Annotated in this window: 23 protein-coding genes and 1 CRISPR repeat array; of the genes, 22 read left to right on the forward strand and 1 reads right to left on the reverse strand. The window is 29.0% G+C overall.

All coding sequences use genetic code 11. From position 1 onward, the window contains the following. Positions 1–2 precede the first annotated feature (2 nt). The 4 genes from cas1b (at position 3) to KGF48_RS08070 (ending at position 3,656) form a co-directional block, all read left to right on the forward strand. Positions 3–983: a type I-B CRISPR-associated endonuclease Cas1b gene (gene cas1b / locus KGF48_RS08055; RefSeq protein WP_227841375.1), complete on the forward strand. Its 981-nt coding sequence runs from the start codon at positions 3–5 to the stop codon at positions 981–983. Positions 984–986: 3 nt separating this feature from the next. Then, positions 987–1,253 (forward strand): CRISPR-associated endonuclease Cas2, encoded by a 267-nt coding sequence (gene cas2, locus KGF48_RS08060; RefSeq protein ID WP_227867906.1) that lies wholly within the window; start codon positions 987–989, stop codon positions 1,251–1,253. A 183-nt stretch (positions 1,254–1,436) separates the two neighbouring features. Beyond that, positions 1,437–1,857: a CRISPR direct-repeat array (repeat unit 29 nt; unit sequence GTTTTATATTAACTAAGTGGTATGTAAAG). 129 nt (positions 1,858–1,986) lie between these two features. Next, entirely contained in the window at positions 1,987–2,421 is a 435-nt protein-coding gene (locus KGF48_RS08065) for an N-acetyltransferase (protein ID WP_227841377.1), read from the forward strand. Between the two features lie 317 nt (positions 2,422–2,738). Continuing rightward, entirely contained in the window at positions 2,739–3,656 is a 918-nt protein-coding gene (locus KGF48_RS08070) for a putative RNA methyltransferase (RefSeq protein ID WP_227867907.1), read from the forward strand. A 217-nt stretch (positions 3,657–3,873) separates the two neighbouring features. Here KGF48_RS08070 and KGF48_RS08075 read toward each other — a convergent pair whose 3' ends face one another. Continuing rightward, entirely contained in the window at positions 3,874–4,653 is a 780-nt protein-coding gene (locus tag KGF48_RS08075; RefSeq protein ID WP_227867908.1) for a hypothetical protein, read from the reverse strand. A 295-nt stretch (positions 4,654–4,948) separates the two neighbouring features. Between KGF48_RS08075 and KGF48_RS08080 the strand changes: the two genes are divergently transcribed. The 18 genes from KGF48_RS08080 (at position 4,949) to KGF48_RS08165 (ending at position 26,880) form a co-directional block, all read left to right on the forward strand. Continuing rightward, entirely contained in the window at positions 4,949–5,494 is a 546-nt protein-coding gene (locus tag KGF48_RS08080) for a biotin transporter BioY (RefSeq protein ID WP_227829577.1), read from the forward strand. Between the two features lie 19 nt (positions 5,495–5,513). Continuing rightward, positions 5,514–6,650 carry an acetyl-CoA C-acyltransferase gene (locus KGF48_RS08085; protein ID WP_227867909.1) on the forward strand — a complete coding sequence of 379 codons (1,137 nt, stop codon included), beginning with the start codon at positions 5,514–5,516 and terminating at the stop codon, positions 6,648–6,650. 3 nt (positions 6,651–6,653) lie between these two features. Continuing rightward, entirely contained in the window at positions 6,654–8,045 is a 1,392-nt protein-coding gene (locus KGF48_RS08090) for an AMP-binding protein (RefSeq protein WP_227867910.1), read from the forward strand. A gap of 69 nt (positions 8,046–8,114) precedes the next feature. Continuing rightward, complete coding sequence (dpsA, locus tag KGF48_RS08095; RefSeq protein WP_227839677.1) at positions 8,115–8,990, forward strand: dipicolinate synthase subunit DpsA; 876 nt, start codon at positions 8,115–8,117, stop codon at positions 8,988–8,990. A gap of 2 nt (positions 8,991–8,992) precedes the next feature. After that, on the forward strand, positions 8,993–9,583 hold the full coding sequence (locus KGF48_RS08100) for a dipicolinate synthase subunit B (RefSeq protein WP_227839676.1): 591 nt from the start codon (positions 8,993–8,995) through the stop codon (positions 9,581–9,583). Between the two features lie 590 nt (positions 9,584–10,173). Beyond that, positions 10,174–12,777, forward strand: a complete 2,604-nt coding sequence (adhE, locus tag KGF48_RS08105; protein ID WP_227839680.1) for a bifunctional acetaldehyde-CoA/alcohol dehydrogenase — start codon at positions 10,174–10,176, stop codon at positions 12,775–12,777. Between the two features lie 270 nt (positions 12,778–13,047). Then, positions 13,048–15,267 carry an EAL domain-containing protein gene (locus KGF48_RS08110; RefSeq protein ID WP_227839675.1) on the forward strand — a complete coding sequence of 740 codons (2,220 nt, stop codon included), beginning with the start codon at positions 13,048–13,050 and terminating at the stop codon, positions 15,265–15,267. Between the two features lie 246 nt (positions 15,268–15,513). Next, positions 15,514–16,176: a phenylalanine--tRNA ligase beta subunit-related protein gene (locus KGF48_RS08115; protein WP_227839674.1), complete on the forward strand. Its 663-nt coding sequence runs from the start codon at positions 15,514–15,516 to the stop codon at positions 16,174–16,176. A gap of 377 nt (positions 16,177–16,553) precedes the next feature. Then, positions 16,554–17,963 carry a L,D-transpeptidase family protein gene (locus tag KGF48_RS08120; RefSeq protein ID WP_227839673.1) on the forward strand — a complete coding sequence of 470 codons (1,410 nt, stop codon included), beginning with the start codon at positions 16,554–16,556 and terminating at the stop codon, positions 17,961–17,963. Positions 17,964–18,048: 85 nt separating this feature from the next. After that, complete coding sequence (locus tag KGF48_RS08125; RefSeq protein WP_227839672.1) at positions 18,049–18,324, forward strand: Nif11-like leader peptide family natural product precursor; 276 nt, start codon at positions 18,049–18,051, stop codon at positions 18,322–18,324. A gap of 639 nt (positions 18,325–18,963) precedes the next feature. After that, entirely contained in the window at positions 18,964–19,275 is a 312-nt protein-coding gene (locus tag KGF48_RS08130; RefSeq protein WP_227827686.1) for a hypothetical protein, read from the forward strand. A 1-nt stretch (position 19,276) separates the two neighbouring features. After that, a complete protein-coding gene (locus tag KGF48_RS08135; protein WP_227827685.1) occupies positions 19,277–21,202 on the forward strand; it encodes a V-type ATP synthase subunit I in 1,926 nt (641 codons plus the stop codon). A 2-nt stretch (positions 21,203–21,204) separates the two neighbouring features. Then, entirely contained in the window at positions 21,205–21,696 is a 492-nt protein-coding gene (locus tag KGF48_RS08140; protein ID WP_003422657.1) for a V-type ATP synthase subunit K, read from the forward strand. A gap of 51 nt (positions 21,697–21,747) precedes the next feature. Continuing rightward, positions 21,748–22,311, forward strand: coding sequence for a V-type ATP synthase subunit E (locus KGF48_RS08145; protein ID WP_227839671.1), 564 nt, complete (start codon positions 21,748–21,750; stop codon positions 22,309–22,311). Positions 22,312–22,327: 16 nt separating this feature from the next. Continuing rightward, the gene (locus tag KGF48_RS08150) at positions 22,328–23,305 is read left to right on the forward strand and encodes a V-type ATP synthase subunit C (protein WP_227839670.1); all 978 of its coding nucleotides are present in this window, start codon (positions 22,328–22,330) and stop codon (positions 23,303–23,305) included. Then, a complete protein-coding gene (locus KGF48_RS08155; RefSeq protein WP_009893746.1) occupies positions 23,298–23,615 on the forward strand; it encodes a V-type ATP synthase subunit F in 318 nt (105 codons plus the stop codon). The genes KGF48_RS08150 and KGF48_RS08155 overlap by 8 nt, the downstream gene beginning before the upstream one ends. 116 nt (positions 23,616–23,731) lie before the next feature. Continuing rightward, on the forward strand, positions 23,732–25,510 hold the full coding sequence (locus KGF48_RS08160) for a V-type ATP synthase subunit A (RefSeq protein WP_227433967.1): 1,779 nt from the start codon (positions 23,732–23,734) through the stop codon (positions 25,508–25,510). After that, the gene (locus tag KGF48_RS08165; RefSeq protein WP_227433968.1) at positions 25,507–26,880 is read left to right on the forward strand and encodes a V-type ATP synthase subunit B; all 1,374 of its coding nucleotides are present in this window, start codon (positions 25,507–25,509) and stop codon (positions 26,878–26,880) included. The genes KGF48_RS08160 and KGF48_RS08165 overlap by 4 nt, the downstream gene beginning before the upstream one ends. Positions 26,881–26,884: the final 4 nt, after the last annotated feature.

The raw sequence follows: 26,884 nt of genomic DNA on the forward strand, positions 1-26,884 counted from the left end.
CAATGTATAAAGACTATTATATTATAAGTAATGGTAATATAAAAAGAAAAGAAAATACAATTTATTATTATAATTTAGAAGGTGAGAAAAAAATATTACCAGTAGAACAAGTTGATGATATTCATATATATGGAGAGGTAGGTTTAAACACAAAACTTATAAACTATATAAGCCAATATGGAGTTATGCTTCACTTCTATAACTATTATGGGTATTATTCAGGTACATATTATCCAAGAAAGAAAAGTGTATCAGGGTTTAGTTTAGTATGTCAATCAGCTTGTTATTTAGATAAAAATGAAAGACTATATTTAGCAAAATCCTTTGTGGAAAGTGCGTCATACCATATTTTAAGAAATATGAGATATTACAAAGTTGATGAAAGTTTAATTGATACTATAAAAGATGAACTAAATAGTTTGAATGATGTCAAAGAAATATCAGAACTTATGGGTAAAGAAGGCAGAATAAGAAAAACATACTATAAATCATTTAATCAAATATTGAAAGATGATTTTGAGTTTTATAAGAGAGAAAAAAGACCTCCCAAAGACCCAGTAAATGCTCTTATGTCATTTGGAAATAGCATAATGTATACGAATGTTTTAAGTGAGATATATAAGACACAACTTGACCCTACTATAAGCTTTTTACATGAACCATCTACAAAAAGATTTTCTTTAAGCTTAGATATTGCTGAAATTTTTAAACCTCTTATTATTGATACAATAATTTTTAGCTTAATTAATAATAAGAGAATCAATAAGAATGATTTTTCATATCAAGATAAAATTTGTTATTTAAGTGAAAAAGGAAAGAAGAAATTCTTACAAGAATTTGAAAATAAGATGCAGACAACCATAAAACATAGAAATCTAAATAGAAAAGTTTCGTATAGAATGTTTATAAGGCTAGAGTGTTACAAATTAATTAAACATTTTATAAATGATGAAACGTATAGAGTTTTAAAGGCTTGGTGGTAAAATATGTTTGTTATTGTTACTTATGATATTGTTGAAGCAAGGTCATTAAATAGAATTAGAAAGATACTTAGAAAATATTTGACTTGGACGCAAAATTCTGTTTTTGAAGGAGATATTACCGATGGAAAGTTACATAAATGTATTTCTGAAATAGAAAAGGTTATTGATAATAGTGAAGATTCTATCTATGTTTATGAGATAAAAAATCCTAATTCAATTAAAAAGAAATGTTATAGTATTGATAAGTATTCTGATGAAATGTTTATATAGGTTTGCAGTGAGCGATATTTATGCTAAAATAGGTGTTAACAGTTGGAATATAAGGGATTGAAGGCATGTGATAACTATTATCAATTGCACTACTGATCGCTCACTGCAATTTTTAATATTTTTATTGAATTATAATTGCTTGAGTGTAGTATTTTCAATGTATTCAATTAGACATATTTTGGGGTTTTATATTAACTAAGTGGTATGTAAAGAAATGATAATGTATTAAAATCTCCCTTAAAAGGGATGTTTTATATTAACTAAGTGGTATGTAAAGCTGATAGAAAAAGAAGAGTATTTGAAAGTTGAGACTAGTTTTATATTAACTAAGTGGTATGTAAAGGTCTGTAGCATTTAATGAAACAACTTCTTTTATTGTGTTTTATATTAACTAAGTGGTATGTAAAGCGTTTTAATTTATCTTGAAAAACAAATTTAATTCTTGTTTTATATTAACTAAGTGGTATGTAAAGAGGGATTGGACGCTAAATTGAGTTCTTATTCTGAAAAGGTTTTATATTAACTAAGTGGTATATAAAGGCAAGAGGTAAATTAAAATTAGGACTTTTAGAAGGGTTTTATATTAACTAAGTGGGATGTAAAGAAGAGTTCTTTTTTCTGAATAATTCATATTATAATAAGTTCTATATTAACTAAATAATATCTAAATAAAACATAAATATTCTATAAATCTTGATAAGAAAGTAGTAAAAAATGAGGTGAAATAAAATTTATGATAAGAAAATCAAATAACAAAGATATAGAAAAAATAATGGAAATCTGGGAAGAAAGTACAATCAAAGCACATGATTTTATAAATAAAGATTATTGGAAAAATAGCTACAATACTGTTAAAAATGAATATATGCCTATATCTGAAACTTTTGTATATGATGATGGAGAAGAAATAAAAGGATTTATAAGTATTATAGATAATGAATTTATAGGAGCTTTGTTTATAAGTACAAATTATCAAAGTCTAGGAATAGGAAGCAAACTTTTAGATTATGTAATTAAAGAGTATAAAAATCTAAGCTTAGCAGTATATAAAGATAATAAAAAAGCAGTTGTATTTTACAATAAAAAAGGTTTTAATATAGTAAAAGAACAAGTAAATGAAGATTCAGGATTTAAAGAATATCTAATGGAATATAGTAAACAGCTTTAGTATATTCACATTAGAATAGCGATTAAAATGTTTACTATCTAGATAGATATATTTTTATAATGGTGAGACTTAAAATCATGAATCATATATGCTTGTAACCTAGTATATATTACAAAATATATAATTATGGGAGGATAAAATAATGAATAAAAGAGCATTTATGCATTATATTAGAATAAGAGAATAGCGCACAAATTGTGGCTATTTTACAAAAACTTATAACATGATTTTATATAAGATATAGAAACATACCTTATATAAGTAGCCATAATTTCGTGCTATTTAAATTAAATAGTAAATTTGAGGAGATTATGGAGATGAAACAAAATATAAGTAATGAAGGTAAAAAGATTGTTGGAAAATTAAAAAGGATAGAAATTGCTAAATTACTACTTAATGAAAATATAGATGTATTCAAATGTCCACTTTGTAAAGAAGATATGATTACAATTGATAAAAATAGCATTAGATGTATAAATAATCATTGCTTTGATATATCCAAAAAGGGATATGTTAACTTATTAAATAGTAATACTAAAACTATTTATGATAAAGAACTATTTGAATCAAGACATGAAATATATAATTCTAAAGCATATGATAATTTAACAGAAGAAATAAAGTCTGCAATTCATAACTACACTTTAGATAAAAATATTAACTATATTTTAGATGCTGGATGTGGAGAAGGATATTTCTTAAATAAATTATATGAAGATAAAAATATTAATAATATATGTAAATTAATTGGAATTGACATAGCTAAAGAAGGTATTTCTATAGCTACAAGAGGAGAGAATGAAATTATATGGTGTATTTCAGATTTGTCAAATCTACCATTTAAAGATAATAAGTTTGATGTAATATTAAATATACTTTCTCCTGCAAATTATAAGGAATTTACAAGGGTTTTAAATGATGATGGAATAATAGTAAAGATTGTCCCAGAATCAAATTATTTAAAAGAAATAAGGACAAGTATACAGGGAAATATAAAGAATAATGATTATGACAATAAAAACATTATAGTTGGATTTAAAAAACACCTTGATGTAATTTATGAAAATAGAATCAATTATAAAACTGATGTCAGTGTATTAAATTTAATGAATTTGGTTAAAATGACTCCTTTAACATCAACATTAGATGAAAAAGAAATTTTAAAGTTGATAAAGTCAGGGATATCTAATATAACAATTGATTTAAGAGTTATGGTTGGTACACTAAAGAAATAGAAAATAAAATTTGTCCAAACTTAATAAAAATTATATTACTAAAAATTGCTATGAAACTAGTTTAATAATATCTAATTTCATAGCAATTTTAATTACAATTAAAGTGTGTATATAAAAATTATTTATGTTATATTTCCAAATATGTCCCCAAAAATTTCTATAATAATATTTAATAACAGAGTATTATTATTTGAAATTATTTTAAAAATATAAGATATTAAAGTTTAAAGTATTCTTTTTGAGATGAATTTATTTTAGAGCCACAATTGTTACAGCAATAAGACGTTGAAACATATCCAAATTCTTCAGTATTCTCATTAAACTCCATTTTTTTCTTTGCAATAATTCCTACTTTAATTAAACTAGAACCACAATTATCACAGTTTTGAATTTTACATATACTATACAATTTGTCAGTAGTTACATTTTCTATTGATTTATCACAATTACAACATTTAATAGAAGTAATCTCATTAGATACTTCAACAGGTTCGGCATCTTGAAAAGAAAATTTATATGTTATATCATTTGATACTCTGTAACCTGTATCAAAAATATTAGTATTACAGTTTGGACACATGTATTTTGGAATATATACATCTTTCTTTCCAAAAGTATCTTTCTCAGTATTGTGATTTAAATCATCTAAAGAGGCGTTTTCACCTATGGTATCTTCTTTATTTAAGTTTAAAAGATAATTATAAATCTTTTTATCTTCATTTTGTTTTGCTGTGTCTAAAAAATGACTCATTATATTTGGATAGTCTTTATTTTTTGATGGCATATTTAAATCTATATAATTATTTTCAATTGCAAAAGATAGTATATTGTAATAATTATATTTTACTGCAAAAAATAATAACATTTCATCAAAAATTTTATCTACTATTTTGTCAGAAATACTTATCCAAAAATCTGGGGATTCTAAATAAACTTTCTTACTAAGCTCATCTAGTTCTTTATCTATGTTGTTTAATTGATTTTCATTAGTTTTCATATTGTCACTTCCTTATTAATTTATTATATGAAATAAAATCTCATATAAAATATATCATATTATAATTTACAAGTATAGGGCAAATAGATTTGTTTATAAGTAAAATTTTATAAATAACCATTAAAACATAAAGGATTAGAAGCAAGTTTACTTATAAATTAAATGTAAACCTAAAATTATATTGAAGTTGACAAAAAACTGTCTTTCTTTTATACTAAAACAAAGCCTTAATAGAGGGTTTATTATATGTACATATAAACTAAATTGAATAAGACATATGAAGGGAATTATAAAAATGAAAAATAATAGAGTAAATATTCAAGATTTAACTAAAATGTCAATATGTGTAGCATTATTATGTATATCATCCTATATATATATACCATTACCATTTACACCAGCAGGAGTAACAGCACAAACAATAATGATAAATCTAATAGCTTTAATATTAACTCCAAGACAAGCATTTAGTACAGTTGGTGTATACATAATGATAGGTTTAATTGGAATACCTGTATTTGGTGGAGGTGCATCTGGAATTGGCAAATTACTAAGCCCAACAGGTGGTTTTTATTTTGGATTTTTATTTGCATCACTAATTATTAGCTTATTAAAAGGTAAAAATAATGATATTAAAAGATATATACCAATAACAATTTTTGTTGGTATGCCTATTATATATTTTATGGGAACAGTATTTATGTGTTACTTTAATCAAATGACAGTAGAAGCAGCCCTTTTTGCAGCAGTGGTACCATTTTTAATTGGAGATACGATAAAAGCAATTATTGCATCTTTTTTAGGTGTTAAATTAAATAACGTACTTAAAAGAAATCTATGATGAAGAGAGGATATAATGTATGGAAGATGTTTTTATATTAGGAGGATTAAGAAGTCATATAGGTTTAAAAAATGGAATTTTTCAATGTGTTCAACCAGAATTACTAGGAGCAAAGGTTTTAAAACATCTAATTGAAAAGTATGAGATTGATAAGATTGATGAGATTATATGTGGAAATGCAGTTGGTACAGGAGGTAATATCGCAAGATTAATGACTTTAACAGCGGGAATAGAAAGTGAAGTTCCTGCTTTTACTGTAGATATGCAATGTGCTTCTGCTATGATGAGTTTAGATATAGCATTTTCAAAGATTAAATCTGGGCAATGTGATTTAATTATTGCAGGAGGTTTTGAGAGTAGCTCTCTACAACCAATGCGTACATATCATAAAAATGATAAAAGATATAATATCAATAATCCAAGCTATGCAGTTGCTCAATTTTCTCCAGATGATAATAGTGAGAATAGTATGCTCGAAGGTGCAGAAAGAGTGGCAAAGTTATATAAAATTGAGAAGGCAGAATTAGATTATTGTGTAAAAGAAAGTCATAGAAGAGCAAAAAACACAAGAGAAGAAAAATTTCTTGAAGATATTATATCTCCTATAGATAGCAATACATATGATGAAGGTATACGTGATAAAATGAGCCAAAGATTATTAGATAGGATACCTTCGATTTTAGGAAAGGGAAGTATTACAAATGCAGCAAATGCATGTCTTATTAATGATGGAGCTTCATTTCTTATAATGTGTTCTAAAAGATATTTAGAGACTACAAAAAAGAATCCAAAAGCTAAAGTTATTAACTCTTGTACAATAGGAACAGAGCCACATTTAAGCCCAACATCTGCTATGAAAGCTATGGAGAGAATTTTAGAGATAGAAAAGCTTAACTATATGGATATATCTGCGATTGAATTTAATGAAGCATTTGCAGTTATAGATGTTTTATTTCAAAGAAAATATCCAGCATTAATAGATAGGTATAATATATTTGGAGGGGCTTTAGCATATGGTCATCCATATGGTGCTTCTGGTGCAATTATTGCGTTACATCTTTTAAAAGCACTTGAAAAAAATAATGGAAGGTATGGAATTTGCTCTATAGCAGCTGCTGGGGGATTAGGCTCTGCTTTATTGATTGAAAGGGTGTAGATTATGAATTACTATGAACTTTTGAAAGTAAAAAGAAACAGCCATAAAGATAAAGATTTTTTGATTATAGATGGAGAAAAGTATACTTATGACAGTATATTAAGAGATAGTGAGGAGATTGGGAGACAAATTTCTATAGGTGAAAATATTCCTGTTTTAATTTATTCTAAAAATATAAAGTTCCAATTAGTAAGTTTTTTAGGTGTTAACTATTCAAATAATGTGCCTATCATTTGTCATTATAATCTTTCTAAAAGAGTATTAAGTGATATTTTAATAAAGAATAATATTTCAGTTGTTATATCTGATGAGAATATAGATATAAATGATTTATCTAATGGTAGTTGCAATAGGATATTAAAGATAACTAATTCTTCTACAGACCATCACAGTATAAATGTATATCAATATAATAATATCTTAGACTATTTAGATAAAGAAATTTGTATGGGAGCTTTATCTTCAGGCTCTACAAATGTCCCAAAAGTATTATATAGAACATATGAAAGCTGGGCTGGATTTTTTCCTATACAAAATGAAGTTTTCCATATTTCTGAGGACTCTATTTTATTTATCAATGGAACACTTAGTTTTACAGGAAATCTAAATTCTATAATGTCAGTACTCTATGAAGGTGGTAGTGTTGTAATAAGTTCAGGTTTAAATTGTAAAACATGGATAAATGCAATAAAACAATACAATATAACTAACATATATCTTATACCTACAAAACTTCAGTTATTGGTTAAATATTTAAGTGAGACAATAGTTAAAGTTAGAAGTGTTTTTACAGGTTCTCAATTGTTGTTTGAGGATACAGCAAGAAAAATAAAAAAATATATGCCAGACTCTGAAATAATTTTATATTATGGAGCAAGTGAATTAAACTACATTACATATTTGTGTTATGATGAATTGATTGAGAAACCATTAAGTATAGGTAAGCCATTTCCAAAAATAGATGTATATATTAAGAACGGAATAATTTTTGTAAATACCGAATATGCAGTATATAATGCATCAGAGCCTTATTCTGTCAATGACATTGGATATTTTGATGATGATGGATATTTGATATTTGAAGGAAGAAGTGATGATGTTGTAAATATTGGTGGATTTAAAGTTAGTTCTACTAAAGTTGAAAATGTAGTCAAAAGAATTCCTCAAATTGAAGATGCAGTTGCATTACCTTATTTAGATACTATAAGGGGAAGTCAAATTGCATTATTTGTAACAACCATAGATAAAATTACAAAGAAGGATTTATTGACTAAGATTAGAAATTATTTAATTAGAAATGAAATTCCAAGAAAAATTATTTTTTTAGATTCATTACCATATACATCTTCTGAAAAGATAGATAGATTAGCATTATTAGCAATGTTAGAAGTATAATATTTAATAATTTTAGTGAACCAATATATTGATAAAAACATATTGTATATAGTAAAGGAGGCTTACAATATGTCAAATCAATACGATATAACTGTTATAGGCGGAGACCTGCGACAAGTGTACATGGTAAAAAAACTAATTAATAAAGGATATTCTGTAGTTGTATATGGAATAGCAAATGAAATTATAAATGGAATCGCTGGAAAAGCAACTTCACTAGCTGAAGCACTATCCAAAAGTTCCATTATTTTATGTCCAATTCCATTTACAAAAAATCAATTTAGTATTGAAAATACTGATGGTTGTCTTGATGCTACTATTGATAACTTGTTAATTAACTTATCTCCTAATCAAATACTATTTGGAGGCAACATACCAACTAAAGTTTACAAATTTTGTGAGCAACACTCTATTCAGGTTTATGATTTTATGAAGATGAATGATGTTGCTATTTTAAATGCAGTTGCTACAGCTGAAGGAGCCATATCAGAAGCGATTAAAAGAAGTATAATCAATATGCACCAAAGTAACTGTCTAGTACTAGGCTTCGGAAGATGTGCACAAATACTTGCTAAAAAATTATATGCTTTAGATGCAAATGTATGTGTTGGAGCAAGAAATAATGATGCAAGGAGTACGGCTAATGCATTTGGGTATTCTAGTATTTCTTTAAATCAACTAGATGAAAATCTTTCAAAGTTTGATTATATTTTTAATACCATACCAGAATGTATTTTAACGAAAGAGAAATTAGAAAAAGTATCACAAGAAGTAACTATTATAGATATAGCTTCTTCTCCTGGTGGATTAGATTATTCTGCTACACAAAATTTAGGTATTAATGCAAATCTTTGTCTTGGGCTTCCTGGTAAATACTCACCAAAGACATCTGGTGAAATTCTTGTTAACGCTATAGAAAATATTATAAATGAAAGAAGGGATTAGAGATGAAACTTGAAGGACTTACAATTGGAGTAGGATTTACTGGTTCGTTTTGTACTTATGATAAAATATTTATAGAGTTAGAGAATTTGGTAAAAGCAGGAGCAAACGTGCACACTATATTTTCAGACGTATCACAAAATATAGATTGTAGATTTGGAAATTCTGAAGAATTTATGAAAAAAGCATATGAACTGACAGGAAATAAACCTATTGTTACAATTGAAGAAGCAGAACCATTTGGACCTAAAGGAATTGCGGATATTATAATAATAGCCCCTTGTACTGGAAATACTGCCGCTAAGTTAGCAAATGGTATTACGGACTCTCCAGTATTGATGGCAGCAAAGGGTCATCTTCGCAATGATAAACCACTTGTAATTTCAATATCAACTAATGATGCTCTAAGTTTTAATTTCAAAAATATTGGTATTCTTCTTAACTCTAAAAATATATATTTTGTACCTTTTGGTCAAGATAATTGTAATGCAAAGCCTAATTCTATGATTGCACATACAGAGTTAATAATTCCAACTATAGAGCTTGCTCTTGATAATAAACAGTTACAACCTGTTATAAAAAGTCCACATCAATAGATTAATGATGTAATATGATATATGTGTATGATTAGTAATATTAACAAAGTCCAGCAATCTTATTTGCTGGACTTTAGTTCGTAATATATTAATTTTATTTCATGATATATATAAATTATCAGGCATATATTTCTAATTATACTATATATTATAGCTGTTTGTATATTTAAGTGTATTTAATTTAATTTGCTTTTTAGGTCCTTTACTTTCTTCTTCAAGTCTTTTTAAGTTTTATATAATACTATACTTGAAAAAAGTATCTTTTAATTTTTTTATTAAAAAATACAAAAATACAAATGTTAAAATAATAACGTTATCCTTAAGCGTTGAGATGAATTTGTTTATAATTTATATAAAAAATAAAGTGATATATAGTTAATTTAGATATTTGTAAAGAATAGTATCATTAATATGAATAATATAAGACTAAATAAAAAATAAAATGTTAAAAAAATAACTTGAAAATGTAAAAATAACATGTTATACTGTTAATAAATTAACAGAAAAAGAAGATTATACTATTCTAGGAGGGCATTGAAATGGCTAATAAAGAACAGGTTATAATAGAAAATAAAAGGGGAGAAGAAGCTATGGTAGATAATTCATGTGTTGTAAATAATGTTGAAAATCTAGTTAAAAAATTAGCAAAAATTAGAGAAGCTCAAAAAATCTTTGCTACATACACTCAAGAACAGGTAGATAAGATTTTTTTAGCAGCATCTTTAGCAGCTAATAAGCAAAGAGTTCCTCTAGCTATAATGGCACAAAAAGAAACTGGTATGGGAATTGCCGAGGATAAAGTTATAAAGAATCACTATGCATCAGAGTATATATACAATGCATATAAAGAAACTAAAACTTGTGGTGTTATAGAGAGAGATGAAGCCTTTGGCCTGACTAAAATAGCTGAGCCAATAGGAGTTATTGCAGCAGTTATACCTACAACTAATCCAACTTCTACTGCTATATTTAAATCACTTTTAGCTCTAAAAACTAGAAATGGAATAATATTTTCTCCACATCCAAGAGCAAAAAATTCTACTATAGAGGCAGCAAAGGTAGTCCTTGAAGCTGCTGTTTTGGCCGGAGCTCCTGAAGGTATAATTGGATGGATTGATGAGCCATCTTTGGAATTAACTACGACTGTTATGAAGGAAGTTGACTTAACTCTTGCTACAGGAGGCCCTGGAATGGTTAAATCAGCATATTCATCTGGAAAACCAGCTATTGGAGTTGGTGCAGGTAATACGCCAGCAATAATTGATGACAGTGCAGATATAAAAACTGCTGTAAATTCAATTCTTGTATCTAAGACATTCGATAATGGTATGATATGTGCTTCTGAACAATCAGTTATAGTATTAGAAAATATATATAATGAAGTTAAAAAAGAATTTAAAGAGCGTGGTGCTTACTTATTAAATAAAGAAGAAACAGAAAAATTAAGAAATGTAATTTTAGTAAATGGAGGATTAAACTCTAAAATCGTTGGCCAAACAGCTTGTACAATAGCAACACTAGCAGGTTTTGAAGTTCCAGTTGATGCTAAAGTTTTAATAGGTGAAGTTGAATCAGTTGAAATAGAAGAAGCTTTTGCTCATGAGAAACTTTCACCAGTACTTGCAATGTATAAAGCAAACAACTTTGATGATGCAGTTAGTAAAGCAGAAAAATTAGTAGAAGATGGAGGGTTTGGTCATACATCTTCATTATATATTGACGATGTAAATCAGAGAGAAAAGCTTGATAAATTTACTAAAGCTATGAAAACTTGTAGAATTTTAATTAATACTCCTTCTTCTCAAGGTGGTATAGGTGATTTATATAATTTTAAACTAGCTCCTTCTCTTACTCTAGGATGTGGTTCTTGGGGTGGAAATTCAGTATCTGAAAATGTAGGAGTTAAGCACTTACTTAATATTAAGACAGTAGCTGAGAGGAGAGAAAATATGCTTTGGTTTAGAGCACCAGAAAAAGTTTATTTTAAAAAAGGTTGTTTAGGAGTGGCGTTAAAAGAACTTAAAGATGTAATGAATAAAAAGAGAGCTTTTATTGTAACAGATACATTCCTTTACAATAATGGATATACTAAAACAGTTACTGACTTATTAGATGAAATGAACATCAAGCATACTACTTTCTTTGAAGTTGAACCAGACCCAACTTTAGAATGTGCTAAGATAGGTGCTAAAGCTATGAGAGAGTTCAATCCAGATGTAATAATATCTATAGGTGGAGGAAGTGCAATGGATGCAGGTAAGATAATGTGGACATTATATGAGCATCCAGAAGTAGATTTCCAAGACCTAGCAATGAGATTTATGGATATAAGAAAAAGAGTGTATACTTTCCCTAAAATGGGTGAAAAAGCTAGTTTTGTAGCTATACCAACATCAGCAGGTACTGGTTCAGAAGTAACTCCATTTGCAGTTATAACTGACCAAGATACAGGGGTGAAATATCCATTAGCAGATTATGAGTTGATGCCAAATATGGCTATAGTTGATGCTGATATGATGATGAATATGCCAAAAGGATTAACTTCTGCTTCTGGTATTGATGCTTTAACTCATGCACTAGAAGCATATGTATCTATGCTTGCAACTGACTATACAAATGGTCTAGCTTTACAAGCCATTAAGAGCATATTTGAATATCTTCCACGTGCATACGATAATGGAGCAAAAGACTCAGAAGCAAGAGAAAAAATGGCAAATGCTTCTACAATGGCGGGAATGGCTTTTGCAAATGCATTTTTAGGTGTTTGTCACTCTATGGCTCACAAGTTAGGTGCTTTCCATCATGTACCACATGGTGTTGCAAATGCTCTTTTAATAACAGGTGTTATGAAATTTAATTCTTCTAATGCACCAAAGAAAATGGGAGCTTTCTCTCAATATAAGTATCCAGAGGCATTAAAGAGATACGCTGAAATAGCTTCATTCTTAGGATTAAAAGGAAATTCTGATGAAGAAAAATTCCAAAGTTTATTGATAGCTATTGAAGATTTAAAGAGTAAAGTTGGTATTCCTAAAACTATAAAAGAATTTGGGGTTGAGGAATCTAAATTTATAGATTCACTAGATGAAATGGTGATTCAAGCATTTGATGACCAATGTACAGGTGCGAATCCAAGATATCCTCTTATGAATGAAATAAAAGAAATGTATCTAAATTCATATTATGGAAAATAAATTTACTACAAAACTTACTATAAAATAAATAAACTAAAACCCTATATACATGAGATATATAATCTCATGTATATAGGGTTTTTTATTTGAAAAAATATAAATAGTTTTAAAACTTTAATTCAAAATTTAATTAAAGAATGTTATTATAATAATTAGAATGAATCTATATGTAATATTTAGATATATTTGTATGTAAGATAAGTAATAAATTTGTATTAAAAAAGATATAAATAGGGATATAAAGTGTTGACTAATTAAGGGAGGGGTAAGATGACTAAAAGAAATAAAAGTGTTACATTAATTATAATTCTCTTATTGGCATCATTATTTCTGATATTAGGATATCTATATATAGAAGATACAAGAAATCTTCTTATATCAGAGGCAGAAGTACATATAAAAGAAGTTGCAATACAAGGTTCTCAATTAGCACAAAGACAAATTGAAAAAGATTTAGATATTTTAAATATTTTTTCAAGTTATTATACTTCAAATCCAAACATGTCTAATGAAGAAAAAATAAAAAAGCTTTTAGATGAAATGGAAAACCAAAAATTTTATACTATGGCAATTGTTGATATAAATGGGAATACAGAAAATACTAAGGGTAATAAGTTTTCTGTTAAAGATAGAGAATTCTTTAAAAATTCAATTAATGGTAAAGAGTATGTTTCAAGTCCATATGTTGATGAAGTAAATAAGTCTGTAAAAAAGATTGCTATCTCAGTACCAATATTAAATAATGATAAAGTAGTTGGAGTTTTATATTGTACTTATGATGTCAATACTCTAATGAAACTTATAAATGTATCTTTTTATGAAAATAATAGTATATCTTATGTTGTAAAAAATAATGGGGCAGTTATACTTCATCCTCAACAAGATAGATTGTCAAAGAATATTTATGAATTGTTAAAACAGGATAATGACATTAAAGATGTAAATCAATTAAAAAAACAATTAGAAGAAAATAAAATAGGTGCAGCAATTTTAAATATGTCAAGAGAAAGACGATACCTAGGATATGCTACTATGGATAATGGGAAGAGCAAAGATAATTATATAAATGATTGGAACTTGATTTTTTCAATTCCAGAAAGTGTTATATTTCGTAATTCTGAGCAAATTATTAAGAGAGCTGTATATGCAGTGTTATTGATTATATTTGTGTTTATTGCAATTATTTTTTATATAATGTACATAAAAAAATCTAATGAAAAAGAAATATTGAGGTTAGCATATGAAGATAGAGTTACACATATAGGAAATCAAAATAAATTTTATAGAGAATGTAGTAAGTGTCTTTTAAATAAACCATCTTTAAATTATATTATAGTATATTTTGATATTGATAATTTTAAAATGATTAATGATACTTTTGGATATGAATTTGGTGATAATCTATTAATTACTATAGCAAGAGCTTTAAAAGAGGAATTAACAGAAGGTGAAATATATGCACGCCTTTCAAGTGATTATTTTGCTATTTTCTGTGAATATAAAAATGGAAGAAATAAAATTATAAAAAAACTTGATAGTATACGAAATAATATTGAAAATAATCTAAATACAGTATTTGAAATTTCTCTTTGTGTGGGTATTTACTTCGTAGAAGAAGGAGAAGTAGATGCTCAAAAGGCTGTAAATAAAGCTAATATGGCGAGGTCTGTTGCCAAAGGTAAAAATATAAACTATGCTATTTATAACGAAGATGTTAGAAATAAGCTTAGTGAGGAATCTATAATTTTAGATGATATAAAGACAGCATTAGTAAAGAATCAATTTGAAGTTTATTATCAACCTAAGTTTTCACTTGTAAATGGTGATATGATAGGAAGTGAAGCACTGATAAGATGGAATCATCCTGAACATGGTTTTATAAGTCCAGCTATATTTATTCCAATAGCAGAAAAAAGTCAATTGATTTTAAAAATAGGTAGATTTGTATTTGAAAGAGTCTGTATCGATTTATCTAAATGGGAAAAACAAGGTAAAAAATTAGTACCAGTTTCAGTAAATTTATCTAGAGTTGAGTTATATCAACCAGATATTGTAAAGTTTATCAATAGGACTATCCAAACATATAACATCCATTCAAATTTAATTGAATTGGAGATAACAGAAACTGTAGCTATTAATGAATTAAATATACTAAAGAGTGTTTTAAATGAATTAAGAAAGTATGGCTTTTCAATTTCTATGGATGATTTTGGGACAGGCTATTCTTCTATTAGTTGTTTAAGGGACATGCCAATTGATGTATTAAAATTAGATAAGTCTTTTCTTAATGGTATTGAAAATGATGAGAAAAGTCGTAATATAGCAAAGTCTATAGTATCTCTAGCAAAATCATTGGATTTAGTTGTAATTATAGAAGGGGTTGAGAGTAAGAAACAGGCTGAATTAATGAAACAATTTGGCTGTGATTTAGTTCAGGGATTTTATTTTGCAAGACCAATGCCAGTTCAAAATTTTATGGAATTACTCTAAGAATAAAATTTAATTTTTTATATAAAACACTATTATATATGCTTGTATTTAATAAATGCTTGCTAGATAATTAGTGTTTTTTATTTTGTAAGATTTATATATGAAGAAAGTAATTATCTTTTACAAAAAATCTGTTAAAAATGAATTATTTTAAATATAAATATGTTATTAACAAAAGAATAGTACTATAATGTATAGATGATAAAAAATTTAACTAAAAATTTAATGTATAGGAGTTGTTTGAGTATGATAGATATAAGCATTGATAAAAAACTTAAGGACAGATGGCCTGATGCAAAGTTAGGATGTATCCAAGCAAAAGTAGTAGTAAATAAAAGCTCAGAAAAGTTAATAAATGGGATAAATGAGTTTTGTGATATTTTAAATCAAAAGCTAGAAATTGAAGATATTACTAAATTGGATAAGATTAAAGATGCAAGAGATGCATATAAAGAGCTTGGAAAAAATCCAAGTAGATATAGAACGTCTTCAGAAGCATTAGTTAGAAGAATTGTTCAGGGGAAAGGTCTATATACAATAAATAATATAGTTGAAATAAATAATCTAATATCTATAAAATCACTATATCCAGTTGGTACATATAATATAGGTAAATTACATTCACCAATATGTTTTACTGTAGGTGATGAAGGCGAGCAGTATAAAGGTATTGGAAAAGAGTTGATAAATATAGAAAATCTACCTATACTATCTGATTCATTAGGTAAATTTGGAAGTCCAACTAGTGATTCTGAGAGAGCTATGATAACAACAGATGTAAATGAAATACTAATTTGTATATTTTCATTTAGTCCAGAATCAGATATTGAAGAGTATTTTGGATACGCTACGGATTTACTTAAAGAATACGCAGATGGGAAGGACATAGAAACTAAAATAATTAAATAATAATTATATAAAATGTATATAACAACGTTATGTTAAGTTGGATACTAATATATAAGAATAAATCAAAAAAGGAAACTAACAATATATTAGTTTCCTTTTTTGAAAATAGTAGTTTAATGTAACAAAAATAGACAGATAGCCACACTGAAACTTAAAAGTATGGTAATATATTATGTAGCAGAGGTTATGTTTAAGGGATTTTGAAAGGAGGTATTAACAATAAGCATTTTATCTGAAAGATAAAGTAGTATCATGTAAATAACTCTATCTTCAAAAATATAAATTAATAATATAATAGTTTGGGTATATAGAAGAAATAAGGTTTTTTAAAAACTAGTAAAGTACATAGGTAATTATAATGAAGAAAGGATTTAGTTATGATTGAAGGAAAAGAAGCAAAACAAGAAAGTGGGCAAAAAAATCTAAAAGTTAAGATAGCTATAGTAGTAGGTGTTTTGATTGTAGCTTATATAGGGATGGCAATCTTTTTTAGAAATCATTTTTACTTTGGTACTACTATTAATGGTGTGAAAGCATCAGGAAAGACAGTTGAACAAGTAAATGATTTATTAACATCAAGTACTAATTCTTATACTTTAAGTCTAGAGGAAAGAAACAATAAAAAAGAACAAATAAAATCAAAAGATATAGACTTAAAGTTTACACCAGATGATAAGGTTCAAAAAATAAAAAATAACCAAAGTGCATTTGGGTGGATTGGTGGAATATTTAAATCTAAAGAGTATAATAATATGGTAACTCTTTCATATGATAAAGATTTACTAGAAAAAAGGTTTAATGCTTTATCTTGTTTTGATAGTAAAAATGTTGTAGAGCCTAAGAGTGCATACCCTAAGTATGATAGCAGTAAAAATGCTTATGCTATAGTACCAGAGGTACTTGGAAACAAAGTAAAAAAAGATGATTTTTATAAACTAGTACAAAAATCAATTAATTCTGGTGTTACTTCTGTTTCTTTAGAGGAAAGTAAAATATATGAAGCTCCAAACAATACAAAGGATTCAGAAAAGTTAAAAGAAGCTATTAAGACATTAGATAAATATGTTAGTGTAGTTGTTACATATGATTTTAGTGACCGTAAGGAAACTTTAGACGGTTCTGAGATTAATAAGTGGTTAAAAGTAGACTCAGAAAAAAATTATGACATAACTTTCGATAATGATGTGATGGTAGAGTACACAAGAGGATTAAGCAAAAAATATAGTACTTTTGGAGATTCAAGACCATTTAAAACTGCAACTGGGAAAGAGATTACTATTTCAGGTGGAATTTATGGATGGTTGATAGATAAAAAGAAAGAAGCTGAAGCTTTAGTTGATGTTGTAAAAGCTGGGAAAAATGTTACAAGAGAACCTATCTACATACAAAAAGCTGTATCTCGTAATAAAGATGATATTGGTAATACCTATGTTGAGATTAGTCTTTCTGGCCAACACATGTGGTTCTTTAAAAATGGAGAAATGCTTGTATCAACAGATGTTGTAACAGGAAGTTTAGCTAGGGGATTTGCTACACCATCAGGTATATATCCTCTTAACTATAAAGCTAGAAATGTTTCTTTAACTGGTCAAGGCTATAGTTCACCTGTAAGTTATTGGCTTCCATTTAATGGAAATATAGGAATTCATGATGCTACTTGGAGAAGTTCTTTTGGTGGAGGTATATATAGATCTTCAGGTTCACATGGATGTGTAAATACACCTTTTTCTAAGGCAAAGAAAATATATGAAAATATAGAACCAGGTACACCAATTATTTTATACTAGTAAATGTACTGTTTATAACGATTAAGTGAAGTCATCTTAGTTTTTTTTAGATGGCTTCTTTTTTATATAGAAAGGAATGTATATAATGAATGAAAAATTAATTAAAATTTTAGATGAAGCAAAGAAAGATTCAGAGTTTAAGAAAGAGATTATGGAAACAAGAAAACAACGTGATGTTATGGATTCATTTTGTAAAGTAGTTACATCTAGAGGATATGATATAACCATAGGTGAACTTTTTTCTATAGGAGAAGAATATACATCCAATCTTCTAAAAAGCGTAAATGGAGGAGCTGCATATCCTATTGAAGATTGGAGTGATTGGTTCGAGGACTTTTTCATCATGTTGGCGAATATATAATATATAAACTAATTAGTTATATTATCTATTTAAAGTTAAGAAAATAATTGAGAGATTAAAATATTTAAAAATAAGTGTAAATTTTATCAATCTTAAAAAAGGATTAACTTATCTCTAATAAATTTAAAAAAATTTAAACTAAAATAAGCTGACAAAAATCGATATAAACTAATGATTTATAAAAGTTAGATGGAAAAATATAAGATATTTCTAAAAATTCAAAAAAAACAATAAGCTTTATCCTCTTAGGTGTTGAAAAAAAAGATAAAAATAATTTATATGGAATAAATAAAATCATACGTAAAAAAAAATTGAAATAGAAATTAAAAATGTCGATAAAACGTTAATTTCAAAACAAAATAACGCTATTGACAAACTATATTGCTTTAAATTATAATTATTGAAAATAATGATATTTAAAAATCATACTCATGTCATAGTCTAAAAGTAAGTCAAAAAAGAATATAAGTCTAAGCAAGTACTACTCTAAAATGTATTTTATTAAAAAATAAATGTTGAAAAAAATTAATTATTATATAAAAATGCTGTTTATACTTTAACAATGAGGTAGTAATCTAATTAGAATAAAAAACTCTAATTAGTTATATACATAGTAAAAAGGTAAGAGAGGTGATTTGGATGGCTTTTGAAATAATAAAAAGCATTGTTGAGGCAGAGCAGACAGCAGACAGTATTAAAGTAAAAGCTGTTACTGATGCAGAGTCTATCAGAGCTGATGCTGTAAACGAATGTGAAAGCATCTTGGCTGATGTAAAAAAGCAAGCAAAGCTTATGGAAGAAACTCTTGTTGAGAAGGCAGTCACCGACAGTAAAGCAGAGGTTGATAAAATCTTGGCAGATGCTAAAAGTGAATGTCTGAAAATTGAAAAAACTGCGACAGAAAGACGAAGTAAGGCAATCGAAGCGGTTATTGGAAAGGTAGTGAGATAATATGGCAATAGTTAATATGAACAAGATATCTATTGTTGGCTTAGAAGCTCAAAAAAGCCAAATTTTAAAGCTACTTATGAACCGTGGATTTGTTCAAATTGATGATAGTGCCTTTCTTACTGAAATGGATGAGTTAAAAAATCATCTTACAAAAGATGGTGAGGAGTCAGAGGTTATAATGCTAGAACAGAAGATGGCACATGTGAATCAAGCGATTGACATTGTTTCTTCACTAGTGAAACAAAAAAAAGCTATGTTTGCACCAAAAAGAGAATTTAACAAAATTGACAGTGAAAAAGAAGAGGAAATTTATGCTGAAGTTTTGGAGTTAAATAATCTAAATAAAGAGATAGGTACAATAAGGAGTAACATAAATTTATTAAATAATAATAAAAGTATGTTAGAGCCATGGGTAAACTTTGATGTTCCTTTTGAAAAGATGGAAACTAAGTATACAAAAACTATTCTAGGAACGATACCCACAAACGCAAATATTGATGCTTTAAGAGTTAGACTAGAGGATGAAGTGCCAGAAAGTGTTCTTGGAATTATTGACTCTGACAAGTTAATGAACTATGTTTATTTAATTACTTTAAAAGAAACTTTTGATAATGCTACAGAAGTTCTTAAAGAATTTAATTTTTCAATAGTTACATTACCAAGTGAGGAAGGAACACCATCACAAGCTATCAAGAAATACAATGAAATGATAATTAGACAGGAAAACGTTTCTAAAAATAAGACAGAAGAAATCAAAAATCATGGAAATAATATACACATGCTTGAAAATCTATATGATTTTTACACTATAGAAAGAGACCAGAAAAAGATTATAGAGAGACTTGTAAAAACAAAAACAACATTCTGTCTTAATGGTTGGTTACCAAGTAAAAGTGCCAGTGAGCTAATTAATGAAATCACAGAAAAGTTTGATTGTTGTGTTCAAACAGAGGAAGGAAATAAAGAAGAAGGTTTCCCAATTCTACTTGAAAACAATAAACTTGTAACACCTTTTGAAAGTGTAACAAACATGTACAGTTGTCCAAGCACAAAAGATATTGACCCAAATACAATTATGACTTTCTTTTATGTTATATTCTTTGGAATGATGCTAAGTGATGCTGCATATGGGATAATAATTGCCCTAGTTTGTGGATTTATTATATACAAATCAAAGATGAAAAAGGGTGAAGGAAATTTAATTAAACTTATTGGTATTTGTGGAGTTTCAACTACTATATGGGGTCTTATATTCGGGGGTATTTTGGGGGATTTAATTCCTATAAAAGCTTTAATTAATCCTTTAGAGGATGTTATGGTACTTATGGGGATGTCATTACTGTTCGGTATTATCCATATATATGTAGGTTTAGGAATTAAAGCATATACACTAATAAGAGATGGAAAGGTCATAGATGCAATTTGTGACGTAGGATTTTGGTATTTATGTATAACAGGGGTATGTCTACTTATAATACCTTTTGTTGCAGGAGATATAGGCGTATTTTCTGAAGTAGGAAAATATTTAGCAATTATAGGTGCTATAGGTCTTGTTCTTACTCAAGGGAGAAGCTTTAAAGGAGTACCTGTTAAGCTTTTTAAAGGATTTTCAAGTCTTTATGGTATAACAAGTTATTTTGCTGATATATTATCTTATACAAGAATTATGGCTCTTTGTCTAACAACAGGAGTTATAGGGCAGGTTATCAATCTTTTAGGGGCTATAGCTGGTCCAATATTTGCAGTTGTAATTGGTGTTGTAGGACACACAATAAACCTTCTTATAAATGCACTAGGTGCATATGTTCATACAAGTAGGTTACAGTATGTAGAATTTTTCAATAAGTTTTATGAAGGCGGAGGAGTTCCTTTTGTTCCGTTTAAGTATAAAACAAAATATACAAGCATTAATAAAAAGGAGATGTAAATATGGAATTTTTAAACGCGTTAGGAAATGGTCAATTTTTGGCAATATCAGGAGCTGCTATAGCAGCGTTATTTGCAGGTATGGGTTCTGCTAAAGGTACTTCAATAGCAGGGCAAGCCGCAGCAGGTGTTGTAACAGAAGACCCTAGTAAATTCGGTCAACTTCTAGTTTTACAACTTCTTCCTGGTACACAAGGTCTATATGGATTTATCATAGCTTTCCTTATTTTATCAAAAGCAGGAATTATTGGTGGAGATGCGATACCAACATCAGCTCAAGGTTTACAACTTCTTATGGCGGGGCTTCCAATTGGTCTAGTTGGTTTAGTATCAGGTATTGCACAAGGTAAGGCAGCAGCAGCAGGGGTTGGAATAGTTGCTAAAAGACCTGAAGAACTTGGTAAAGCTATAACATTTGCAGCGATAGTTGAAACATATGCTCTTTTAGGACTACTTGTTTCTTTCTTAGCTTACAATGGAATTGCAATTGGATAATTATAGAATATAATTCATAAGTAAAAAAAATGAAAAGGAGGAAGCACTCCTATGGGTAATGAACAAAAAATGATTGACAGAATTATAGCTGATGCCAAGCAAGAGGCGCAAGAAATATTGGATAAAGCTAAAATTGAAACAGATGCAAAGATAAGCTCAGCTAATGAAAAAGCTGAAAAGGAAATGGCTTCCTATACAAAGCTTGCAGAGGCAGAAGCAGAAAAAGCAGCTTCTAAAGAAATATCAGGAGCTTATATGGAGGCGAAGAAACAAATATTATCAAAGAAACAACAGATTTTAGAAGAAGTAATTTTAGAAGCTAAAAATAAACTTCTAAATCTTAAAGATAGTGAATATGAAAAAATTATATTAAATATGATTGAAAAAGCGAATTGTACAGATGGTTCTGAGATAGTATTATCTAAAAAAGATAGAAAAACATTAAAAGATGTATTATCTAAAAAAGACATCAAAGTGTCTGATGAAACTAGAGATATTACTGGAGGTTTCATAGTTAAAAAAGGTGATATTGAGTATAATTATTCGTTTGAAGCTATAATTGCAGTAGAGCATGAAGATATTGAGCAAATTGCAGCAGAAATTTTGTTTAATTAAGGAGGGGGGTTAAAAAATGGCAGAAGAAAAAACTTATCCCTATGCCGTGGCACGAATAAGAGTGCTTGAAAAACAGCTTCTTAACAGACAAATGTTTATTCAAATGGCAGAAGCTAAAAGCCCTGAAGACTCTTTAAGAATTATAGCAGAAGCAGGTTATACGGATTCGTCAAACAATAATGTTCACAATTTTGAGAATGTTTTGACTCAAGAATTATCTAAAACATATGAAATTCTTAAAGGTCTAGCCCCTGAAGAAAAATTTGTTGATGTATTCCTTTATAAAAATGATTATCATAACTTAAAAGTTTTGATTAAAGAAGAAATCTCTGGTGTAGATGGCGAAAAGTACTTAATTGATGGAGGTACAATTCCACTTGCTAAGCTTAAAGAATCTTTAGCAAATCGTAGTTTTAGTGATTTACCTAAGATAATGGCAGGAGCAATAACAGATGCATTTGAGATTTATAGTAAAACACAAAATGGTCAAATGGTTGATATTGTTTTAGATAAAGCAACTTTTTCAAGTATGAAAGAGACAGCTACAGAAAGCCAAAATAAATTTGTAATAGATTATGTTATGAAAGTTTGTGATTTAACAAATCTAAAGAGTTTTATAAGAGTTAAAAATATGAAGAAAGATTTTGATATGTTTATGAATGTGTTTGTTTCAGGTGGTTCACTTGATAAAGAAAAATTCTTAGAAGCTTTTTCTTCAGACACTCCAGCATCATGTTTTAAATCTACTTCTTACTCTGATGTCTGTAAAAATGGTATGGATAGTGGATTTACTGTCTTTGAAAAACTTTGTGATGATTATCTTATGGAATATGTTAGAGACGCAAAATTTAAACCTCTTACACTAGAACCGCTAATTGCATATTTATATGCTAAAGAATCAGAAATAAAAACAATTAGGATTATTATGACTAGTAAGCTTAATAATATAGACGCAGATACTATAAAAGAAAGGCTAAGGGATGCTTATGTATAAAGTAGGAGTAGTTGGAGATAAAGATAGCATCATGGGATTTTTAGCTCTTGGAATAGATATCTTCCCAGCCTATGATAGTGACGAAATTAAAAAAAGTATACATAAGTTGGTTGAAGATGAATATGCGATAATTTATATTACAGAACAGGCGTCATTGCTTGCAAAAGAATCAATAGCAAAATACAAAGACTATCAACTTCCTGCTATTATAGTTATTCCAGGTATTGGAGGAAGTATGGGATTAGGTATGAATGAAGTAAGAGAATCTAGTAAACGTGCTATAGGTGCAGATATATTATTTAAAGAATAGATGCAAATTGAATAAGAGACAATCTCAAATTTTGTTAATGCTAAAAAAATGTATTGATAAAATATAGGAGGGAATATTTAAATTTTGATAAAGTATATGATTGCAGGTGAGAGAATATGAAAACAGGCACAATTGTAAAGGTGTCAGGACCGCTTGTCGTAGCGGAGGGCATGAGAGATGCGAATATGTTTGACGTCGTAAGAGTTTCTGATAAACATCTTATAGGCGAGATTATTGAAATGCATGGAGATAAGGCTTCTATACAGGTTTATGAGGAAACTTCTGGTCTAGGACCAGGAGAAGAAGTGGTTTCTCTTGGAATGCCTATGAGTGTTGAGCTTGGGCCAGGTCTTATTTCAACTATTTATGATGGTATTCAACGTCCACTTGAAAAAATGTATGAGATTTCAGGTACTAATATAACTAAAGGTGTTGAAGTATCTTCACTTGATAGAACAATTAAATGGGAATTCAAACCTAAAAAGTCTGCTGGTGATAAAGTAGTAGCAGGAGATATAATTGGGGTAGTTCAAGAAACTGCTGTAGTGGAATGTAAGATTATGGTTCCTTATGGAGTAAAAGGTACTATAAAAGAAATATATTCTGGAGAATTTACTGTTGAGGATACAGTTTGTGTTATCACAGATGAAAAAGGTAATGATATAGCTGTAACTATGATGCAAAAGTGGCCAGTTAGAAAAGAAAGACCATATAGGGAAAAGAAAACACCAGATTCACTTCTTGTTACAGGTCAAAGAGTTATAGATACATTTTTCCCAATTACAAAAGGTGGTGTAGCAGCTATTCCAGGGCCTTTTGGAAGTGGAAAAACTGTTACACAGCATCAGCTTGCTAAATGGGCAGATGCAGATATAGTTGTATATATAGGATGTGGAGAACGTGGAAATGAAATGACAGATGTTCTTCTTGAATTCCCTGAACTAAAAGACCCAAGAACAGGCGAGTCACTTATGCAAAGAACAGTACTTATAGCCAATACATCAGATATGCCAGTTGCTGCACGTGAGGCCTCTATATACACTGGTATTACAATAGCTGAATATTTTAGAGATATGGGATACAGTGTTGCACTTATGGCAGACTCTACATCAAGATGGGCAGAGGCTCTTAGAGAGATGAGTGGTCGTTTGGAAGAGATGCCAGGTGAAGAAGGTTACCCAGCGTATTTAGGTTCGCGTCTTGCTCAATTCTATGAGAGAGCAGGAAAAGTAAACTGTCTAGGTATGGATGACAGAGAAGGAACTCTTACAGCAATTGGTGCTGTTTCTCCTCCTGGTGGTGATACATCAGAACCTGTCAGCCAAGCAACACTTCGTATAGTAAAAGTATTCTGGGGACTTGATGCTTCATTAGCATACAAACGTCACTTCCCAGCAATTAACTGGTTAACAAGTTATTCACTTTATCAGGAGAAAGTTGATGTATGGGCAGATAAAAATGTAAATGATAATTTCTCAGCTCAAAGAGCTCAAGCTATGAAACTTTTGCAAGTTGAATCTGAGCTTCAAGAGATAGTTCAATTGGTTGGTGTTGACTCACTTTCAGATGGAGATAGATTGATATTAGAAGTTACTCGTTCTATAAGAGAGGACTTCCTTCATCAAAACTCTTTCCATGAAGTTGATACTTACACATCACTTCATAAACAATATAGAATGATGGGGCTTATTCTAAAATTCTATAAGTCAGCACAAGATGCTATTAAGCAAAATGTTACTATAAATGATATTATCAAGCTTTCAGTTCTTGAAAAGATTGGTCGTGCTAAGTATGTAGAAGAAGATAAACTAGATGCTGCTTACGATGCAATTGAAGATGAAATAGACAACGAGCTTGCTGACCTTATTAAAAAGAGGGGGGCTGAAGAACTATGATAAAGGAATATAAGTCAATACAAGAGGTAGCCGGTCCTCTTATGCTAATAAACGGCGTAGAAGGTGTAAAATTTGATGAACTTGGAGAAATTGAGCTTTCAAGTGGAGAAATTCGTCGTTGTAAAGTTCTAGAAGTAAATGAAGATACTGCACTTGTCCAACTTTTTGAAAGTTCAACAGGTATAAACCTTGCTGAAAGTAAAGTACGTTTTTTAGGAAAGAGTCTTGATTTTGGAGTTTCACCAGACATATTAGGTCGTGTTTTTAGTGGGATGGGTAAACCTATTGATGGTGGACCAGAAATTATACCAGATAAGAGACTTGATATAAATGGTGCACCTATAAATCCAGCAGCGCGTGATTATCCAGCTGAGTTTATACAGACTGGTGTTTCTGCAATAGACGGACTTAATACCTTGGTTAGAGGGCAAAAACTTCCTATATTCTCAGGTTCTGGTTTGCCACATGCTAATCTTGCAGTTCAAATTGCAAGACAAGCAAAAGTTCGTGGAACTGACTCTAAGTTTGCCGTTGTATTTGCAGCTGTTGGTATAACTTTTGAAGATGCAGATTTCTTCATAAGTGATTTTAAAGCAACTGGTGCAATTGACCGTTCTGTGGTATTTGTAAACCTTGCAAATGACCCAGCAGTAGAGCGTGTATCTACACCTAGAATGGCACTTACAGCAGCAGAATACCTTGCTTTTGAGCAAGATATGCATGTACTTGTTATAATAACAGATATTACAAACTATGCAGAAGCATTACGTGAAGTTTCTGCAGCTAAAAAAGAAGTTCCAGGACGTCGTGGATATCCAGGTTATCTTTATACTGACCTTGCTACAATGTATGAAAGAGCAGGAAAAATGAAAGGGCATGAAGGGTCTATAACAATGATTCCAATACTTACAATGCCTGAGGATGATAAAACACATCCAATTCCTGACCTTACAGGATACATTACAGAAGGACAAATTATACTTAACCGTGAACTTTACAAAAAAGATATACAGCCTCCTATAGATGTTTTACCATCACTTTCTCGTCTTAAAGATAAGGGGATTGGTAAAGGTAAGACTCGTGAGGACCATGCAGATACAATGAACCAGCTTTTTGCAGCATACTCAAGAGGTAAAGATGCAAAAGAACTTATGGCAATACTGGGTGAATCTGCACTTTCTGAAATTGATTTAATGTATGCAAAATTTGCAGATGAATTTGAGAAAGAATACGTTTCACAAGGGTTTAGAACTGACAGAACTATTGAGCAGACATTAGAAATTGGATGGAAGCTTCTTAGTATGCTACCAAAAAGTGAACTTAAACGTATTCGTGATGAATATTTTGAAAAATATATGCCTAAGGAGTGATATC

Source organism: Clostridioides sp. ZZV15-6388, assembly GCF_020657755.1.
Lineage (GTDB): Bacteria > Bacillota > Clostridia > Peptostreptococcales > Peptostreptococcaceae > Clostridioides.

What these genes read in the sequence shown, in the direction of transcription:
- cas1b (WP_227841375.1), top strand. Translation starts at nt 3, where the DNA reads ATGTATAAAGACTATTATATTATAAGTAATGGTAATATAAAAAGAAAA.
- cas2 (WP_227867906.1), top strand. Translation starts at nt 987, where the DNA reads ATGTTTGTTATTGTTACTTATGATATTGTTGAAGCAAGGTCATTAAAT.
- KGF48_RS08065 (WP_227841377.1), top strand. Translation starts at nt 1,987, where the DNA reads ATGATAAGAAAATCAAATAACAAAGATATAGAAAAAATAATGGAAATC.
- KGF48_RS08070 (WP_227867907.1), top strand. Translation starts at nt 2,739, where the DNA reads ATGAAACAAAATATAAGTAATGAAGGTAAAAAGATTGTTGGAAAATTA.
- KGF48_RS08075 (WP_227867908.1), bottom strand. Translation starts at nt 4,653, where the DNA reads ATGAAAACTAATGAAAATCAATTAAACAACATAGATAAAGAACTAGAT.
- KGF48_RS08080 (WP_227829577.1), top strand. Translation starts at nt 4,949, where the DNA reads ATGAAAAATAATAGAGTAAATATTCAAGATTTAACTAAAATGTCAATA.
- KGF48_RS08085 (WP_227867909.1), top strand. Translation starts at nt 5,514, where the DNA reads ATGGAAGATGTTTTTATATTAGGAGGATTAAGAAGTCATATAGGTTTA.
- KGF48_RS08090 (WP_227867910.1), top strand. Translation starts at nt 6,654, where the DNA reads ATGAATTACTATGAACTTTTGAAAGTAAAAAGAAACAGCCATAAAGAT.
- dpsA (WP_227839677.1), top strand. Translation starts at nt 8,115, where the DNA reads ATGTCAAATCAATACGATATAACTGTTATAGGCGGAGACCTGCGACAA.
- KGF48_RS08100 (WP_227839676.1), top strand. Translation starts at nt 8,993, where the DNA reads ATGAAACTTGAAGGACTTACAATTGGAGTAGGATTTACTGGTTCGTTT.
- adhE (WP_227839680.1), top strand. Translation starts at nt 10,174, where the DNA reads ATGGTAGATAATTCATGTGTTGTAAATAATGTTGAAAATCTAGTTAAA.
- KGF48_RS08110 (WP_227839675.1), top strand. Translation starts at nt 13,048, where the DNA reads ATGACTAAAAGAAATAAAAGTGTTACATTAATTATAATTCTCTTATTG.
- KGF48_RS08115 (WP_227839674.1), top strand. Translation starts at nt 15,514, where the DNA reads ATGATAGATATAAGCATTGATAAAAAACTTAAGGACAGATGGCCTGAT.
- KGF48_RS08120 (WP_227839673.1), top strand. Translation starts at nt 16,554, where the DNA reads ATGATTGAAGGAAAAGAAGCAAAACAAGAAAGTGGGCAAAAAAATCTA.
- KGF48_RS08125 (WP_227839672.1), top strand. Translation starts at nt 18,049, where the DNA reads ATGAATGAAAAATTAATTAAAATTTTAGATGAAGCAAAGAAAGATTCA.
- KGF48_RS08130 (WP_227827686.1), top strand. Translation starts at nt 18,964, where the DNA reads ATGGCTTTTGAAATAATAAAAAGCATTGTTGAGGCAGAGCAGACAGCA.
- KGF48_RS08135 (WP_227827685.1), top strand. Translation starts at nt 19,277, where the DNA reads ATGGCAATAGTTAATATGAACAAGATATCTATTGTTGGCTTAGAAGCT.
- KGF48_RS08140 (WP_003422657.1), top strand. Translation starts at nt 21,205, where the DNA reads ATGGAATTTTTAAACGCGTTAGGAAATGGTCAATTTTTGGCAATATCA.
- KGF48_RS08145 (WP_227839671.1), top strand. Translation starts at nt 21,748, where the DNA reads ATGGGTAATGAACAAAAAATGATTGACAGAATTATAGCTGATGCCAAG.
- KGF48_RS08150 (WP_227839670.1), top strand. Translation starts at nt 22,328, where the DNA reads ATGGCAGAAGAAAAAACTTATCCCTATGCCGTGGCACGAATAAGAGTG.
- KGF48_RS08155 (WP_009893746.1), top strand. Translation starts at nt 23,298, where the DNA reads ATGTATAAAGTAGGAGTAGTTGGAGATAAAGATAGCATCATGGGATTT.
- KGF48_RS08160 (WP_227433967.1), top strand. Translation starts at nt 23,732, where the DNA reads ATGAAAACAGGCACAATTGTAAAGGTGTCAGGACCGCTTGTCGTAGCG.
- KGF48_RS08165 (WP_227433968.1), top strand. Translation starts at nt 25,507, where the DNA reads ATGATAAAGGAATATAAGTCAATACAAGAGGTAGCCGGTCCTCTTATG.